Annotated in this window: 18 protein-coding genes and 2 tRNA genes; 5 read left to right on the top strand and 15 right to left on the bottom strand. The window is 64.1% G+C overall.

Translation table 11 applies throughout. From position 1 onward, the window contains the following. Positions 1–27: 27 nt before the first annotated feature. The 4 genes from OIK40_RS00675 to efp form a co-directional block, all read right to left on the bottom strand. Positions 28–1,863, bottom strand: coding sequence for an SLC13 family permease (locus OIK40_RS00675; protein WP_273675362.1), 1,836 nt, complete (start codon positions 1,861–1,863; stop codon positions 28–30). 66 nt (positions 1,864–1,929) lie between these two features. Continuing rightward, a tRNA-Leu gene (locus OIK40_RS00670) sits at positions 1,930–2,014 on the bottom strand. 55 nt (positions 2,015–2,069) lie between these two features. Then, on the bottom strand, positions 2,070–2,888 hold the full coding sequence (locus OIK40_RS00665) for an inositol monophosphatase family protein (protein WP_273675360.1): 819 nt from the start codon (positions 2,886–2,888) through the stop codon (positions 2,070–2,072). A gap of 11 nt (positions 2,889–2,899) precedes the next feature. Beyond that, positions 2,900–3,463: an elongation factor P gene (gene efp / locus OIK40_RS00660; protein ID WP_273675358.1), complete on the bottom strand. Its 564-nt coding sequence runs from the start codon at positions 3,461–3,463 to the stop codon at positions 2,900–2,902. 169 nt (positions 3,464–3,632) lie between these two features. Here efp and OIK40_RS00655 point away from each other — a divergent pair, with 169 nt between their 5' ends. Then, a complete protein-coding gene (locus tag OIK40_RS00655; protein WP_273675356.1) occupies positions 3,633–4,055 on the top strand; it encodes an elongation factor P in 423 nt (140 codons plus the stop codon). Here OIK40_RS00655 and thiE read toward each other — a convergent pair. The 7 genes from thiE to tkt form a co-directional block, all read right to left on the bottom strand. Then, positions 4,052–4,684, bottom strand: a complete 633-nt coding sequence (gene thiE / locus OIK40_RS00650; RefSeq protein WP_273675354.1) for a thiamine phosphate synthase — start codon at positions 4,682–4,684, stop codon at positions 4,052–4,054. The two genes, OIK40_RS00655 and thiE, sit on opposite strands and share 4 nt — an antisense overlap. Positions 4,685–4,725: 41 nt before the next feature. Next, on the bottom strand, positions 4,726–5,610 hold the full coding sequence (locus tag OIK40_RS00645) for a fructose bisphosphate aldolase (protein WP_273675352.1): 885 nt from the start codon (positions 5,608–5,610) through the stop codon (positions 4,726–4,728). A gap of 158 nt (positions 5,611–5,768) precedes the next feature. Continuing rightward, positions 5,769–6,221, bottom strand: a complete 453-nt coding sequence (locus OIK40_RS00640) for a PaaI family thioesterase (protein WP_273675350.1) — start codon at positions 6,219–6,221, stop codon at positions 5,769–5,771. A gap of 10 nt (positions 6,222–6,231) precedes the next feature. Beyond that, complete coding sequence (locus tag OIK40_RS00635; RefSeq protein WP_273675347.1) at positions 6,232–6,657, bottom strand: DUF4440 domain-containing protein; 426 nt, start codon at positions 6,655–6,657, stop codon at positions 6,232–6,234. A 1-nt stretch (position 6,658) separates the two neighbouring features. Continuing rightward, on the bottom strand, positions 6,659–7,861 hold the full coding sequence (locus OIK40_RS00630) for a phosphoglycerate kinase (RefSeq protein WP_273675345.1): 1,203 nt from the start codon (positions 7,859–7,861) through the stop codon (positions 6,659–6,661). 25 nt (positions 7,862–7,886) lie between these two features. Further along, positions 7,887–8,894: a type I glyceraldehyde-3-phosphate dehydrogenase gene (gene gap, locus OIK40_RS00625; protein ID WP_273675344.1), complete on the bottom strand. Its 1,008-nt coding sequence runs from the start codon at positions 8,892–8,894 to the stop codon at positions 7,887–7,889. A 15-nt stretch (positions 8,895–8,909) separates the two neighbouring features. Then, positions 8,910–10,889, bottom strand: coding sequence for a transketolase (gene tkt, locus OIK40_RS00620; protein WP_273675342.1), 1,980 nt, complete (start codon positions 10,887–10,889; stop codon positions 8,910–8,912). 238 nt (positions 10,890–11,127) lie between these two features. Between tkt and OIK40_RS00615 the strand changes: the two genes are divergently transcribed. From OIK40_RS00615 to OIK40_RS00600, 4 genes are all read left to right on the top strand, one after another. Further along, on the top strand, positions 11,128–11,343 hold the full coding sequence (locus tag OIK40_RS00615) for a hypothetical protein (protein ID WP_273675340.1): 216 nt from the start codon (positions 11,128–11,130) through the stop codon (positions 11,341–11,343). A 6-nt stretch (positions 11,344–11,349) separates the two neighbouring features. Then, positions 11,350–11,790: a cell division protein ZapA gene (locus OIK40_RS00610; protein ID WP_273675338.1), complete on the top strand. Its 441-nt coding sequence runs from the start codon at positions 11,350–11,352 to the stop codon at positions 11,788–11,790. 328 nt (positions 11,791–12,118) lie between these two features. Continuing rightward, a complete protein-coding gene (locus OIK40_RS00605; protein ID WP_273675336.1) occupies positions 12,119–12,691 on the top strand; it encodes a 5-formyltetrahydrofolate cyclo-ligase in 573 nt (190 codons plus the stop codon). Continuing rightward, positions 12,691–12,942, top strand: a complete 252-nt coding sequence (locus OIK40_RS00600) for a DUF2842 domain-containing protein (protein ID WP_273676038.1) — start codon at positions 12,691–12,693, stop codon at positions 12,940–12,942. Before OIK40_RS00605 ends, OIK40_RS00600 begins: the two co-directional genes overlap by 1 nt. Positions 12,943–12,987: 45 nt before the next feature. Here OIK40_RS00600 and OIK40_RS00595 read toward each other — a convergent pair. The 4 genes from OIK40_RS00595 to OIK40_RS00580 all read right to left on the bottom strand — a co-directional run bounded on the left by OIK40_RS00595 (position 12,988) and on the right by OIK40_RS00580 (position 16,842). Next, positions 12,988–13,064 (bottom strand) — tRNA-Asp (locus tag OIK40_RS00595). Positions 13,065–13,179: 115 nt separating this feature from the next. After that, complete coding sequence (locus OIK40_RS00590; protein ID WP_273675334.1) at positions 13,180–14,481, bottom strand: dihydrolipoamide acetyltransferase family protein; 1,302 nt, start codon at positions 14,479–14,481, stop codon at positions 13,180–13,182. Between the two features lie 7 nt (positions 14,482–14,488). Further along, positions 14,489–15,541: an alpha-ketoacid dehydrogenase subunit beta gene (locus OIK40_RS00585; protein ID WP_273675333.1), complete on the bottom strand. Its 1,053-nt coding sequence runs from the start codon at positions 15,539–15,541 to the stop codon at positions 14,489–14,491. Beyond that, positions 15,538–16,842 carry a 3-methyl-2-oxobutanoate dehydrogenase (2-methylpropanoyl-transferring) subunit alpha gene (locus OIK40_RS00580; protein ID WP_273675332.1) on the bottom strand — a complete coding sequence of 435 codons (1,305 nt, stop codon included), beginning with the start codon at positions 16,840–16,842 and terminating at the stop codon, positions 15,538–15,540. The genes OIK40_RS00585 and OIK40_RS00580 overlap by 4 nt, the downstream gene beginning before the upstream one ends. Between the last annotated feature and the right edge of the window lie 66 nt (positions 16,843–16,908).

The following is a 16,908-nucleotide window of genomic DNA, read 5'->3' as shown; positions in this document are numbered from 1 at the left end:
TCTTCTCCCTGTTTGACCCGATTGCTTTCACAGCCCGTACCACAGCACCAATATCACCGAGAGCACCGTGACCATCAGCGCCACCAGTGGCGCGCCGGCCCGCGTGTAATCGCCGAATTCATATCCGCCTTCGGACATGATCAGCATGTTCGTCTGATAGGCAATCGGGGTGGCGTAGGCGAGGTTGCAGCCGAACAGCACCGCCAGGACCAGCGGCTCGGGCGGCATTCCCAGCTCGGTCGCAATGCTGAAGGCAATCGGCGTCCCAATGGTCGCGGCGGTGGCGTTTGACGCGAAATTGGTGAGTACGGTCACGAACAGCATGATCGCGCCCAGCACCAGCGCGGGCGGCAGGTAGCCCAAGCCGAGCGCGAGCGCTTGTCCCAGAAATTCTGCCGCACCGCTGGCGTCGATCACGCGGCCGATGGCGATGCTGGCCGCGATCAGCACGATCACCTTGGCCGAGAGGGCGCGGCCCACGCGGTCGAACTTCACGCATCCGGTCACGAACATCAGGATCGCACCCGCCAGCGCGGCAATGGCAATCGGCAGCTTGATCGGGGTATATGAACCGCCATCAAACCATGGCAGGCCGAGCGAGGCCGTGGCAATCGCCCCCAGCATGATCGCGCCGGCCAGCACCGCCTTTGACCGGCGCGGCAGCTCGCGCGCGCCTTCAAGCCGCAGCAGGCCATCATTATTGGCGAAATTCTGGAGGTCTTCCTCGATCCCCATCACCAGCAGCACGTCGCCTTCGAGAATGCGCAGATCGCCCGCTTCGGAATAGGTATCGCGTTCGCCCAGCACCCGGTCGGGCCGGTGAATGCCGAGCACCGCCACGCCATAGAGATCGGCAATGCCCGAGCTGGCGAGCGTGCGGGTGATGAGGCGCGAATCCGCCGTCACCGTCATCTCGACCGCGACGATATCCTCGCCCTGATCCTTGGAAACGCGGCGAATCCGGTCAAGCACCCAGCTGGGCGCGAGCTCGCCCTTCAAGGCGCGCGCGGCTTCCTCGATCGCTTCATGCGTACCGGAAATATGCAGCCTTTGCTGCGGTTGGAGCGCGCCTGTCGGTTGATCGTGAAAAATGATCCCTTGCGGTAGCTTGTCCTGAACTGCGGCAAGTTCCGCCCCGGCCAGCAGGCTGCTGCTGCCGACCCGCAGACGCGTGTGAAAGATGCGCCGGACATTCTCCGGTATCACGCTGTTGTCGCGCAGCAGGCGCGGCATCACCAGCCAAAGATAGGGCAACGCAGCCACCGCCGCGATCAGCACGATCGGAGTGAACTGGAAAACCCCGATGGTCTCCATCCCGATATCCTCGGCAATGCTGACCACCAGAATATTGGTCGAGGTGCCAATGGTAGTCCCCATCCCGCCGATCAGCACCGCGGCATTGACCGGCATCAGCGTCTTCGACGAGGCGACAACGCCCTTGCCGGCGAGCGCAACCAGGATCGGCAACATCAGCACCATCACCGGTGTATCATTGACGAACATCGACAGGGTGAAGGCGATCACCAGTGCGAACAGCAACCCGATCTGGCCGTTGGTACGGAACACGCGTTCGAGCAGGCGGGCAAATGGTTCCAGTGCGCCGGTCACCACCAGACCCCGGCCCATGATCATCAGCGCGCAGATGGTGATCAGCGCCTGATGCCCGAACCCGCCGAAGGCCAGCGCCAGCCCGTCAGTCGGCTTGGTGCCTTCGAGCGGCGCGAAATAGAGCCCAACGCCGATCACCGCGATAGTGATGAGCGAGATGATCTCGACCGTATAGCGCCCGCGCGCAAACGCGATGAACATAGCGATGGTCACCGCCATGGCCGCTATCGCGTGATAGGATGGGGCTTCCAGCATCGTCAGCCCTGTGGCTAGCCAATCACTTGGGGCAAAGACAAGCGGATTGTGGGAAAGTGCTGCGGGTGGTGCCCCTGGCCAGACTCGAACTGGCACGGATTTCTCCAACCGATTTTGAGTCGGTCGCGTCTACCAATTCCACCACAGGGGCGCCCCGCGCGGACAGGCAGGCTGTTAACCGCCCGCCCCCCGCAAATCAACAAGGCTTACCGCAAACTGCCCGCCAACAGCTTGTGCAACTTCGAATGCAGGACGTCATTGGCCGCAAGCACCTGATCGGCGTGGATCGGGGCCGAACGGCCGCGGAAGTCCGAGACAAACCCGCCCGCCTCGCGCACCAGCAGACACCCGGCAGCCGTGTCCCATTCATTGAGACCGCTTTCCCAGAACCCGTCAAAGCGCCCTTGCGCCACGTAGGCCAGATCGAGCGAGGCAGCGCCGAAGCGGCGGATACCGGCCACTTCCGGCCCGATCGCACCGAAGATGCGGCTCCATTCGGCAAAGTCGCCATGGCCGAAAAAGGGGATGCCGGTCGCCACCAGCGCGTCGGTCAGTCGCGAGCGTGCCGAGACGCGCAGGCGGGCATCGTGAAGCCATGCACCGCGCGACTTTTCCGCCCAATAGGTTTCGTCGGTAACCGGCTGATAGATCACACCGGCCACGACTTCGCCCCAGCCCTTGCCGTCCGGGCGCGGTTCCTGCGCAGCGATCGAGATCGCGAAGTGCGGGATGCCGTGCAGGAAGTTGCTGGTGCCGTCGAGCGGATCGACGATCCAGCGCGGCATGCCGGGATCACCCTCGATCACGCCCGCCTCTTCCATCACGAAACCCCAGCCGGGCCGCGCGGCGGAGAGTTCGTCATAAAGCGTGCGCTCGGCGCGCATATCGGCCTTGCTGACGAAATCGGCCGGGCCCTTGCGGGAGACCTGAAGGTGCTCGACTTCGCCGAAATCGCGACGCAGACGCCCGCCCGCCTTGCGCGCGGCGCGTTCCATGACGCGGATGAGGCCGGAAATAGCTGCCATCTGACGTGTCCTCAGCCGGCCTTGCCGACGTAGGCCTGCTCGTACACATCGACGATGATGCGGGTGCCGCTGCCGATGTGCGGCGGGACCATGATACGCACGCCGTTATCGAGGATCGCGGGCTTGTAGCTAGACGAGGCGGTCTGCCCCTTCACCACGGCGTCGGCCTCAACGATGGTGGCTTCAACCTGCGCGGGCAGCTCGACCGAAATCGGCTTTTCGTCCCACAGCTCAAGGTTCACCTGCATCCCGTCCTGAAGGAACGGGCGCGCATCGCCAAGCAGGTCACCGGGCAGCGTGATCTGTTCGTAGGTGTCGTTGTCCATGAACACCAGATCCTCGCCCTCGGCATAGAGGAACTGGAATTCCTTGGTGTCGAGCCGCACGCGCTCAACCGTGTCGGCGCTGCGGAAGCGCACGTTGGTCTTGCGGCCATCCTGCAGGTTCTTCATTTCGACCTGCATGTAGGCCCCGCCCTTGCCGGGCTGGGTGTGCTGGATCTTGGCGACCTTCCAGATGCCGCCTTCGTATTCAAGGATATTGCCGGGGCGAATATCGACGCCGCTGATCTTCATGGGGCTACGGGCCTTTGTGCAAGGGAGACGGGAGGGCTCCGCACCGCAAAAGGCGCTCGCCCGGAAATGATGCGCGCCGATAGCCGATAGCTGGCGACACGGCAAGCACCGCCAAAATCCGAACGGAAAGGCGTGGCGTCCGGCTCGGCGCGCTGGTAGGGCCGTCGTCATGCGTACCCGCACGATCATCATCCTCGCGCTTTGTGCAGCCGCGCTCGCCGCCTTTGGTTCGGGCATCGGCGGGGCGCAAGATCGCAAGGATGCGGTACCCGCTAGCCGCTCCGCTGCGCCCAGTGGCGGAATGCTGGGCACCTTGCAGCGCGGCGAATGGGAATGCGCCTTGCCCGGCGATGCCGGGGGCGAGGCCTATGTCGTCTTGCCCGAAGAAGGCTTCCGCATCGGCAATGCCTCGAGCTACCGCAACGCGTCCGGCAACGGCATCTACCTGTTGCGCGGCACCGAACTGGTTTTCACCCGCGGCCCCAAGAAGGACGAACGCTTCCAGGTGCTGGGCGACAACACCCTGCAGAAGATGAACCCCGATGGCACACTGTCAAAGCTGATCTGCACCCGGCTGGGCAGCGTGGGTTAACGCGCTGCCGCAATCGCTTCGGCAAAAGCTGCGATCGCGGCAACTTCGTCGCCGTTCCACACCCCGCCCGATACTGCCAGAAAGTCCGCGCCGGCCTCTACCAGCGGCTTGCAGTTTTCCGGCGTGATCCCGCCGATGGCGACACAGGGGATTTCGAACAGGTTCGTCCACCAGTCCGGCAGTTCGGGCGCGGGTCGTTCCGCATCGCCCTTATCCTTGGTGGAGGACGGAAAGAACGCCCCGAAGGCGACATAGTCGGCCCCCGCCTCACCCGCCTCCATCGCCAGATGACGACTGGCGTGGCAGGTGACCCCGATCTGCGCATCGCGCCCCAATTCGGCGCGCGCATCCTTGGGCGAGCCGTCGCCCTGCCCGAGATGCACCCCGTCCGCCTTCAGCCGCTTTGCCAGAGCGACCGAATCATTGACGATGAATGCCACGTCATGCGCCGCACAGATCGCCTGAAGCGGCTCGGCAAGACGGGCAGCCTCGTGCTGGTCGATCCCCTTCACGCGAAACTGGAAGGCGGTCACAAGCCCCTTCCCCGCCGCCAGCGCGCGTTCGAGCCGCAGGGGAAAGTCGCCGCCGACGTCGAGCGGCGAGATGAGATAAAGCTGGGTGTCGGTCATGGCGCGCCTCGCTAATCGCTCAGGCGTCAGCTGTCACCTGTTCACACGCTCGCGCTGGCGATCTGGTCGATCGCCTTGCCGAGCACGGTGTTGAATTCCTCGTCCGACTGGCTCTTGCGCAGGTCCTGGAGCAAGCCGCGGCTGAAGCTCGCGATCATGCCGGGGTTCTGGGCAAGCCGCGAACAGGCATCATCCGTCGAAAAGCCTCCCGACAGCGCAACGACACGCAGCACCTTGGGATGGTTGACCAGCGGGGTGTAAAGGCCCGCCGTCGCCGGGATCGACAGCTTGAGCATCACCTGCTGGCCTTCCGGCAGCGCTTCGAGCTGCTTGGTGATCTCGGCCAGCAGGATGTTCTCTCCCTCGGCGCGGTCATCGGAGGTGATGTCATATTCGGGCTCGATGATCGGCATCAGGCCGGCGGCAATGATCTGCTTGCCCACCTCGAACTGTTGGGCGACCACGGCTGCAATACCAGCGGGGTTCGCCGCCTTGATAACCGAGCGCATCTTGGTGCCGAACATCCCTGCGGCAACCGACTTTTCGAGCAGCGCCGTAAGCTTTGTCATCGGCTTCATCAGCTGCACGCCGTCGGCCTCCTCAGCCAGACCTTCGTCGACCTTGATGAAAGGAACGATGCCGCGATCCTTCAGCGCATCGGCGGTGCTCTTGCCGTCCACCATGCCGTCCATGGTCTTTTCGAACAGAATCGCGCCGATCACTTTGCCGCTGCCGAAGCACGGCGAGGTGATGACGCGCGCGCGCATCGCGTGGATCTGCGCGAACATTTCGTCATCGCCCGACCATTCGCTGTCCTCGACACCGTAACCGCGCAGCGCCTTGGGCGTCGATCCGCCCGACTGGTCAAGCGCGGCGATGAACCCCTGTCCGGTGGCGATACGATCAGTCATGGTCTGGGTGTTCATTGCGGCGTTCTCCAGTGGCGCAAAAGCGAAATCCGGTGCGGTGCGGCCCGCCTGTGCATACCTATGCAGAGCCGCTTGCCCGCGCCCTTAGCGCCGCCCTCGCGCCGCTGCAACAGGCCATGCTGCATGTGCACAAAAGGCTGCGCAGGATGCGGGAATCAGCGCCTTGCAAGGCGGCGAATGATACCCGTAAAACTGAGCGCAGGCTGGCCGTCACCGGTCACCAGACCGCGTACGAAGATCGTCTTGCCCCCGCCGCGCGTGACTTCGCCGCGCGCCTCGACCAGCGCGCCGCTGGCGATCGGGCCGAGGAAATCGCCCGACAGGTTCAGCGTCACCGCATGATCGCCATTCAGAACATCGGTCGCAATCGCAAACAGCGCGAAATCGGCGAAGGTCATCATGCACCCGCCATGCATGAACCCGCCGCCGTTCATGTGGCGCGGTTCGGCGCGGAAGGCGCTGACATATGAGCCGTCGTCCTCGCGGCGGTAATAGAACGGGCCGGAGCGGGTTTCGAACGGATCGCCCTGCCAATATCGCCACCCGGCAAACTCGCCGCTGTCCATGGTGGAAAGCTGGCCGTAACTGGCCTCCATCATCTCGCTCATCGCGCTGCCCCTATTTCCACAATTGCAGCTTGCCGACTGCGGCGGCGAGACCCTCGCCTTCCTCCAGCCGGGCAATGCTGCGCTCGGCCAGCTTCCAGCCGCCGATCGCGCCCTTGCGCCATAGCCCCGTCACCAGAAACGGGCCCGACCAAACCTTATTGCCCAGGCCCAGTTCAAGCTCGGCACCGGCGACGAACCATGCGTTTTTGCCGTGCTGGCGCGCAACCACCTCGCGGAAGGCGAACTTTGTGCAGGCGAAACCGCGTTCGATACCAGCAACAAAGCTCGGTCGGTCAAGCAATTGCGGCGGCAGCGTGCCGACCATGCACATAAAATCGCGCGTGGTGAGCTTCTTCGCCTCTTTGGCGTCGCCAGCCACCCATGCGCGCATCAGGCGCAGTTCGAGTGCTTCGATCTCGACCGCAACATCCGCCATATCAGCTTGCGAGCGCGGCGACGCCAGGTAGAACGCGTCCTTCCATCCATTCAAGGAATGCGCCACCAGCTGTTGAAACATAAGAGAATTCTTCCGCCACCCCGGCCTGCGCCAGCGCCGCGACGGTATCTCCGCCCCCGGCAACGCTGGTGAGCGAGCCTTCAAGCGTCAGCGCCGCCGCAGTACGTGCCAGCGCCACGGTAGCGGCATCGAAAGGTTCGGTCTCGAAGGCCCCCAGCGGCCCGTTCCACACCAGCGTGCGGCAGGTCTTGAGCACATCTGCGAGCGCTTCGACCGCCTGCGGACCGAGATCGAGGATCATCTCGTCCGCGGCGACTTCGTGGACGTTGCAGGTGCGCAAGGACGGCGGATTGGCCGCGAATTCCTTCGCCACCACCACATCGTAAGGCAGGTGAACGGTGCAACCGGCATGATCCGCCTCGTCCATGATCTTTGCCACGGTAGGCGCAAGGTCATGCTCGCACAGGCTCTTGCCCACATCGACCCCGCGCGCCGCGAGGAAGGTGTTGGCCATCCCTCCGCCGATGATGAGGTGCTGTACCTTGCCGACAAGGTTTTCGAGCACGGCGAGCTTGGTCGAGACTTTGGCCCCGCCCACCACTGCGGCGACCGGCTGTTCCGGCGTGCCCAGCGCGGCGTCCAGTGCCTTCAGTTCGGCTTCCATCGAACGGCCTGCATAGGCGGGCAGGAAGTGTGCCAGACCTTCGGTGGTGGCGTGCGCGCGGTGCGCAGCGCTGAAGGCATCGTTGACGTAGAAATCACCGTGCGCGGCAATGGCCTGTGCAAGGTTGGGATCGTTCTTTTCCTCGCCCGGCCAGAAACGGGTGTTGTCTAGCAGGCCAATGTCCCCTGCACGCAGGATGCCGATTGACTGTTCGACGACCGGCCCTGCGATTTCGGGAATGAACATCACTTCCTTGCCAAGCACCTTCTCGACATCGCCGATGACCATGCTGGTGGAGAGCACCGAAGAACGCTGTCCGCCCGGCCGCCCGAAATGGGCGAGCAGCAGCACCTTGGCGCCCTTGCCCGCCAGTTCGAGAATCGTCGGCTTCACCGCCTCGACCCGCGTAACGTCGGTGGCCGAACCGTCCTTCATCGGCAGGTTCAGGTCGACGCGCACCAGCGCAACCTTGCCGGTCAGATCGGCAGGCAGATCATCGAGGGTCTTGAACTTGGCCACGGTCACCTCCGCTGGCGGGATCGGATCAGAGGAACTTCGCCATCACCCCGGCGGTGTCGATCATCCGGTTGGAGAAGCCCCATTCGTTGTCATACCAGCTCACCACGCGGGCAAGCTTGCCTTCCATCACGCTGGTTTCCAGCGAATCGACTGTAGAAGACGCCGGGTAGTGATTGAAATCGCTCGAAACCAGCGGCTCTTCGGTAAAGTCGAGCACACCCTTCATCGGACCTTCCGCAGCGGCCTTGAGCGCAGCGTTCACTTCTTCGGCGGTGGTGTCGCGGCTCGGCACGAACACTAGGTCGACCATCGACACGTTGGGGGTCGGCACGCGCACCGACGAACCGTCGAGCTTGCCCTTGAGCTCAGGCAGCACCAGGCCCACCGCGCGCGCTGCGCCGGTGGTGGTCGGAATCATATTGACCGCGCCCGCACGCGCCCGGCGCAGATCCTTGTGGATCTGGTCGAGCATGCGCTGGTCGTTGGTGTAGCTGTGGATCGTCGTCATGAAGCCGCGCTCGATCCCGATCGCGTCGTTCAGCACCTTGGCTACCGGCGCAAGGCAGTTGGTGGTGCAGCTTGCGTTGGAGATGATCACGTCATCGGCGGTCAGCGTTTCGTGGTTCACGCCGTAGACGATCGTCTTCGAAACGCCCGTAGCCGGCGCCGAAATCACCACGCGCTTGGCACCGGCGGCAAGGTGCGGACGGCTTGCTTCGTCCGACTGGAAGAACCCGGTGCATTCCAGCACGATGTCGATGCCCATTGCGGCGTGCGGCAGCTTACCCGGATCGCGCTCTGCGGTCACGGCAATGCGCTTGTCATTGACGATGATGGCATCGCCCTCGGCCTTTACCTCGCCCGCGAAACGCCCGTGAACGCTGTCATAGGCGAACAGCAGCGCGTTCGACTTGGCATCGGCGAGATCATTGATCGCCACCAGTTCGAGATCGTGATCCGTGCGCTCGAGGATAGCGCGGGCAACAAGGCGGCCGATGCGACCGAAACCGTTGATGGCAACTTTGGTGGCCATGAGAGGTACTCCTGCTTAAGCGTTCAGTTTGTTCTGGATTTGCGGAACGATTGCTTCCGCGGTGAGGCCAAAATGGGCAAACAGGTCACTTGCCGGCGCCGAGGCGCCGAAGCTGTCGATGCCGATATTCAGGCCATCGCACCCGGTATAGCGCTGCCAGCCGAAGGTGCTCGCCGCCTCGATCGAGACGATCAGAGCGTCAGCCGGCAAAATGTCGGCGCGGTAGGCGGCGTCCTGTTCGTCGAACAACTCGCTGCACACCATCGAGACAACATCCGTGCCGATGCCAGCAGCTTCGAGCTGCGTCGCGCATTCGGCTGCCAGCGATACTTCCGAGCCCGTGGCGAGGATCACCGCCTTGCGCGGCCCTTCGGCAGCCTTGATCCGGTAAGCGCCCTTTGCCGAAAGGTTTTCCGCCGACGCTTCAAGCCGCAGCTGCGGCAGGTTCTGGCGGGTCAGCGCAAGCACCGTCGGGCGATCCTTCTGCGTCAGAGCGATTTCCCAGCACTCGGCAGTCTCGACCGCGTCGCAGGGGCGCATCACCAGAAGGTTCGGCATCGCCCGCAGGCTCGCCAGATGCTCGATCGGCTGGTGTGTCGGCCCGTCTTCGCCCAGCCCGATGGAATCGTGGGTCATGACATAGACGACGCGGCAGTGCTGGAGCGCCGACAGGCGGATCGCGCCGCGGGCGTAGTCGGTAAAGACGAGGAACGTGCCGCCATAGGGGATCACCCCGCCGTGCAGCGCCATGCCGTTCATCGCCGCAGCCATGCCGAATTCGCGGATGCCGTAATAGACATAGCGGCCCGCATAATCGTCCTTCGAGAAGGTGCCGATGCCGCCTGCGAGCGTGTTGTTCGAGCCCGTCAGATCAGCGCTGCCGCCGATTGTATCGGGCAGCGCCTTGTTGATCGCGGCGAGTGCGATTTCCGAAGCCTTGCGGGTGGCAATCTTTTGTGGCGCTTCGATCAGGCCCGCGATATGCGCATTGAGGCTGAAGCCTTCCGGCAAATCGCCGGCCATGCGGCGCTCAAACTCGGCCTTGCGGGGCGAGCCTTCGAGGTGACCTGCCCAGGTGCCGTGCGCGCGGCGGCCAGGTTCGCCCGCCATGTGCCAGTCGGCGAGAATATCCGACGGGATTTCGAACGGCGCCGCCGCCCACCCCAGCGTCTCGCGCGCGGCGGCGACTTCGGACGCGCCCAGCGGCGATCCGTGGGTCGCGCTGGTGCCCTGCTTGTTCGGGGCCCCCTTGCCGATCAGGGTGCGGCAGGCGACCAGCGAGGGGCGCGGATCGGCCTTTGCTTCCTGCAGCGCACGCTCGATATCGGCAAAGTCATGCCCGTCGCACTCGGTAACGTGCCAACCGGTCGCGACATAGCGGGCCTTGATGTCCTCGGAGGTCGAAAGATCGGTCGCGCCGTCGATCGTGATGCGGTTGTCGTCCCACAGCACGTTGAGGCGGCCAAGCCCAAGGTGCCCGGCCAGCCCGATCGCCTCGTGGTTGATGCCTTCCATCAGGCAGCCGTCGCCCGCGATCACCCAGGTGCGGTGATCGACCAGGTCATCGCCAAATTCGGCATTAAGGTGCCGTTCGGCCATCGCCATGCCCACCGCCATCGCGAGCCCCTGCCCCAGCGGCCCGGTGGTGCATTCCACCCCGTCGAGCAGGAAGTTTTCGGGGTGCCCCGCGCAAGGGCTGGAAAGCTGGCGGAAATTGCGGATGTCGTCGATCGTCGGCGCGGCATAGCCCGTCAGGTAGAGCAGGCTGTAGATCAGCATTGAGCCGTGGCCTGCCGACAACACAAAGCGATCGCGATCGGCCCAGTGCGGCGCGGACGGATCGAACTTGAGGTGGCCGGTGAACAGCGCCGTTGCCACGTCGGCCATGCCCATGGGCATCCCGGGGTGGCCCGAATTGGCCGCCTCTACCGCGTCCATCGAAAGGGCACGGATGGCATTGGCCATGAGCGGAAGGCGGGCGGGTTCGATCGTCATGGGCGCGAGTGTCTCCTGATGCTGCCCCGAAGCCTTTCGCGTCCGACCCGGAGCCTGACCGTCCGCGCTGCGCGCGCGAGCGGGCGATTCGATCCCTCGATTGCGGGCTGTGCCATTGCCGAGCCGTGGGGTGAGGTCAACCTCGACAAAGCGCAATCGCGCTGGGCGCCCCCCGAGGACTTATCAACAGGCCTGCCCAAGACTTTGCGCGGGCAACCTATCTTGGTATTTCACGGGCATGCACGAAGACCGCATCGGAGGCGCACTGGGCCGGATCGAAACCGCGATGAAGCGGATCGCCGCCGCGCGTGAAGCGACGGTGTCGCCCGGCGGACAGCAGGCCGCAGGTTCGGCGCGGGTCGTCGAACTGGTGAACGCGCATGAGAAGCTGCGCGAACAGGTAGCTGAAAGCCTTCGCGAAATCGACGATCTGATCGGCAAGCTGGAAGAGTAGCGAAGCATGAGCACCGTCACGCTTACGATCGGCCCCAAAAGCTATCCGGTGGCCTGCGCCGATGGCGAGGAAGCCCATATCGAAGCGCTGGGCGCGATGATCGCGGAAAAATACGCGCTGCTGGGTGCCGCGCGTGCACCGCTGGAAGCGCAGAACCTGCTGTTTGCCGCTCTGTTCCTTGCCGACGAACTGGCCGAGGCGCGCAAAGGCAAGCCGGGCAAAGCCAAAACCTCGCCCGAAGGCAGCGCGGAGGCAGACTGTTTACGGGCCGAAATCGCGCGGCTGGAAGCGGAACTGGTCGCAGCCCGTCAAGCGCCGCCTCCCCCCCCGACACCGCAGGCCGATCTGTTCGGCGGAGCCGCCCCGTCAGCCGCGCTGGCCGAACGGCTGGAGGCTCTGGCGGAGCAGGCAGAAGCGACCGCCGCGGCGCTTGAAGGGCTCGGTTAGAGCGCTTAGATACATCAACGGCGGGACTGCCCGGCACGAGCCGATTGAATATCCCTGAGGCTATAAGCAATCCATGGGAGCTGTCCCTGTCTGGGTCCACGGGTTCGTCCTGAGGGCTTGGACATATGGTTCCCACCTGACGTTAGGCGTCAGAGGATTTCTAGTGCAAACGACCCATGGTGGTTCCGCCACGTTTTTGTTTCTCCACACGCCCTCCGGCGTGGGAATTCCTCGCTCACACGCCCTTCGGGCGCGTCGCTGCGGGCGGCCGGTCGGCCTTGCGGCCCATCGGGCCGATTGGCGCTCTGATGTGAGGTTGAAGAAGCGCGTGACCACCAAAACCGAACTTCGCCGAACCCTTCGCGCTGCACGCCGCGCGCATGTCGAAGCGCAGCCGGATGCGATCCGCGGGCTGCTGTTCCATCGCCCCCCTTCGCCGCTGCTTTCCCGGATTGCGCCCGATGCGGTGATCGGTCTGTACCATGCCGGACCATGGGAAGCCCCCGCAGGCGGCTATGCGCGATTCTTCCACGAGGCCGGACACGGCATCGCCCTGCCCCGCTTTGCTTCGCGCGGTGCCCCGATGACCTTCGCTCGCCATGTCGACCCCTATGGCGAAAGCGATCTTGCGCCCGGCCCGTTCGACATGCTGCAGCCACCGGCAGAGGCCGAAATCATTGTCCCCGACATTTTATTCGTGCCGCTTGTGGGCTTTACCGCCTCGCTCGAACGGCTCGGCCAGGGCGGCGGACATTATGATCGCTGGTTGGCGGAACATCGGCCCGCTCTGTCGATTGGGTTGGCGTGGGACGTGCAGCTATGCGACGCATTGCCTGCCGAACCTCATGACGCGGCACTTGATGCCGTCGTCACCCCGACCCGGATTTACGGACTGGAATGATGCGCGAAACCCCGACCTGGAGAATTCCCCTGGGCATTCTTGGCCTGTTTGTGGGCCTGATGATCTATGGCGTAATCATCGCGCGCTATGCGCCGTCGCTGATCGGCAGCTGGTCCGGGCTTGCGCAGACTGTCGTCTATGTGGTGCTGGGGCTGGTCTGGCTGCTGCCGCTCAAGCGCTTCCTGATCTGGATGGAAACGGGCCGCTGGAGCGCGCCGGACGTATCGCAGGCAAAAGAAAAGGCGGACTAACGCCCGCCTTGTCCGATGCCTTTAGAAGGGCTTTCCGAACACAAGTGGCGCGAGTGACGGGGCTCGAACCCGCGACCTCCGGCGTGACAGGCCGGCGCTCTAACCAACTGAGCTACACCCGCGCATTTTGTGTCCGTCGAGCGTTCCGGCCTTGGCCGCCCCGCTCGTGGAGCAGCGCCATTAGGCTCGGGCGCGGGGGCTGTCAACGCCCCTTTCGCCCTGCCCGACGCTATTTTTTCACCCCTGTTCCGCGAGCAGCAGCACCGGGGTTTCGATGAGCTTCTTGACGGCCTGAACGAAGCTTGCCGCATCATGTCCGTCGACCACCCGGTGGTCGCAGGAAATCGAGATGTTCATCAGCTTGCGCTTGGCGATTCGTTCACCGCCCATTCCGTCGGACACGAACATCGGGCGCTCGACGATGCGGTTGGGACCGATGATCGCAACCTCTGGGCGGTTGATGACCGGCGTCGTCGCCACCCCGCCCAGCGGGCCCAACGAGGTAACCGTCAGGGTGGAACCGGACAGCTCTTCCGAGGTCGCCTTGCCGTTGCGCGCAGCCTCGGCCAAGCGGACGATTTCACGCGCAAGCTGCCACAGGTTGCGGCTCTCTGCATTGCGAATCACCGGCACCATCAGCCCGGCATCGGTCTGCGCGGCCATGCCAAGATGCACCGCGCCGTAGCGCGTCACCACACCCGCTTCGTCGTCATAGCGGGCGTTGATCATCGGATAATCGGGCAGCGCCTTGCAGATCGCGCGGATTAGCAGCGGCAGCATGGTGAGCTTGGGCTTGTCTCCGCGTGCGGCGTTCAATTGCGCACGTATATCCTCCAGATCGGTAACGTCGCATCCCTCGACATAGGTAAAGTGCGGAATGTGACGCTTGGCCGCGGCCATGTTCTGGGCGATGCGCTTGCGAAGGCCGATAACCTTGATCGCCTCGTCGGCGCGCGCCTTGCCCGCCGCCGCGAAGCCGCCACCCGCATTATAGGCGAGAAAGGCGTCGAGATCGCCGTGACGGATGCGTCCGTCCTCTGCCGGCTTCACCTCGGCCAGATCGATCCCCAGATCGCGCGCGCGCTGCCTCACCGCGGGAGAGGCCAGCACCTTGGCCTCGTGCTTCGGCGACGGCGCGGGAGTCGGTTCGGGAAGCGGCTCGGGCGCAGGATCAGCGGCCAGCGCATCATCCGCATCGGAAGCGTCCGAAGTTTCGACCTCGATGCGCTCCTCCACCACCTCCGCCTTGGGCGCGGGTGCGGGTGCGGGTGCGGCTTCGGGCTCCTCGTCGACGTCGCCTTCGACCTCGATCACCAGCAGCATAGCGCCGACGGCGATCACATCGCCAACCTCGCCAGCAACCGCGATCACTGTGCCCGCCACGGGGCTTTCGATGTCGATGGTCGCCTTGTCGGTCATGACATCGACGAGATGCTGGTCTTCCTCGACCCGGTCACCGACCTTGACGTGCCATTCGACGATTTCCGCCTCGGCCACGCCTTCGCCCACGTCGGGCATGTTAAATGTGAACTTCGCCATGGTGCGGTTACTCGCTCAGAAGCTTGTCAATCGCCTCGCCGATGCGGACGGGGCCGGGGAAATAGGCCCATTCGAGGCTGTGGGGATAGGGCGTGTCGAAGCCGGTGACGCGTTCGACCGGGGCTTCAAGGTGGTAAAAACAGCGTTCGGTGACCAGCGCGGACAGCTCCGCGCCGAAACCGCTGGTCCGCGTCGCCTCGTGCACGATCATGCAGCGTCCGGTCTTTTCGACCGAAGCCTCGATCGCCTCGATATCAAGCGGCACGAGCGTGCGCAGATCGAGAATTTCGGCATCGACGCCCTTCTCGCGGCAGACAGCCTCGGCCACATGCACCATCGTGCCATAGGCAAGGATCGTCAGTGCCTCGCCCTCGCGCACGATGCGCGCCTTGCCGAGAGGGATCTTGTAGTAACCTTCGGGCACGATGCTGGCGTCGTGCTTTTTCCAAGGCTCCACCGGCTTGTCGTAATACCCTGAAAACGGACCGTTATAGATGCGCTTGGGTTCAAAGAAGATCACCGGATCATTATCCTCGATCGCGGCGATCAGCAGCCCCTTGGCATCGTGCGGGGTCGAGGGAATGACCGTCTTGAGACCAGAGACATGGGTAAACAGCGCCTCGGGGCTCTGGCTGTGGGTCTGCCCGCCGAAGATGCCGCCGCCGAAGGGCGAACGCACTGTGAGCGGCGCGATGAAGTCGCCTGCCGAACGATAGCGCAGGCGCGCGGCCTCGGAAATGAGCTGGTCGAGGCCGGGATAGATGTAATCGGCAAACTGGATTTCCGGCACGGGACGCAGGCCATAGGCGCCCATCCCCACCGCCACGCCGATGATCCCGCATTCGGAAATCGGCGTATCGAACACGCGGGTCTTGCCGTGCTTGGCCTGAAGGCCTGCAGTGGCGCGGAATACGCCGCCGAAATAACCCACGTCCTCGCCCATGATGATCACATCGGGATCGCGCGCGAGCATGATGTCGAGCGCTTCGTTGATCGCCTCGATCATATTGAGGCGGCGTCCGGTCGCCGCTTCCACTGCGGTTTCGGTCACGTCGCTCATCCGAAGGGCCTTTCGCTGCCGAACTTGGTGACACGCTCGCGGATGGCCTGTTCGGCCTGTTCTTCCAGATGCCAGGGCAGCTTTTCGTAGACATCCTCGAACATGGTGTGGAACGGATGGTGAAGGCCATGACCGAGGATACCGTTCTTCTCGGCTTCCTTGGTGGTTTCCTTGACCTTTTCGGCACAGGCAAGATCCATCGCGGCCTGCCGCTCCTCGTCCCACTCGCCGATCGCGATAAGGTGGTTCTTGAGCCGGTTGACCGGATCGCCCAGCGGCCATTCCTCGCGCTCCTGCGCCGAACGGTAGCCCGAAGGATCGTCCGAGGTCGAATGGCCTTCCGCGCGATAGGTGAAATATTCGATCAGAGTCGGGCCGTGGTTGGCACGGGCGCGGTTGGCCGCCCATCGGGCGGCGGCAAAGCAGGCCAGCGCATCATTGCCGTCAACCCGCAGCGCCGCGATCCCGTGCCCCAGACCGCGCGCGGCAAAGGTGGTGCGCTCCGCGCCGGCAAAGCCCGAAAAGCTTGAAATCGCCCACTGGTTATTGACGACGTTGAGGATCACCGGCGCGTTGTAGACTGCCGCAAAGGTGCAGGCCGAATGGAAGTCGCCTTCGGCAGTGGAGCCTTCACCCACCCAGCTCGCCGCGATCCGGCTGTCGCCCTTGATCGCGCTCGCCATCGCCCAGCCCACCGCCTGCGGGCATTGCGTGGCAAGGTTGCCGGAGATGCTGAAGAAGCTGTGCTCCCGGCTCGAATACATGATCGGCAGCTGGCGGCCCTTCAGCTTGTCAGCCTTGTTCGAGTAGATCTGGTTGATCATCTCGATCAGCGGGTATCCGCGCGCGATCAGGATGCCCTGCTGGCGGTAGGATGGGAACACCATGTCGTCACTGGCCAGCGCCATGGCGGGTGCGATCGAAGTCGCCTCCTCGCCAGTGCACTTCATGTAGAAGCTGGTCTTGCCCTGCCTTTGCCCGCGGAACATCCGTTCGTCGAACGCCCGCACCATCGCCATGTGGCCCAGCATGGCTCGCAGGGTTTCGGCATCGAGCCGCGGGTTCCATGGCCCGTGAGCATGATTGTCCTCACCTAGAACGCGGATCAGCCCATAGGCAAGATCGGCCATCTGGGAGGGATGCGCGCTTTCGTCGGGACGCGGCTGCGCGCCGGCCTGACCAATCTCGATATGCGAGAAATCGACCGTGTCGCCTGAACGATATTTCGGCTCGGGAACATGCAGCGCAAGCGCCGGGCGGTTCGTGTCCGCCGGTTTGGCAGTTTGGGCCTTGTCGGCCATAGCGGCGCTCTCCCCCTTGCTGGCACGCCGCGTAATGCGGGTGCAATCATTGCTTGGAAGTGTATT

The organism is Erythrobacter fulvus (assembly GCF_028595285.1).
In the GTDB taxonomy this organism is placed as follows: Bacteria; Pseudomonadota; Alphaproteobacteria; order Sphingomonadales; family Sphingomonadaceae; genus Erythrobacter; species Erythrobacter fulvus.
This window is presented reverse-complemented; position numbering and strand designations above follow the sequence as displayed.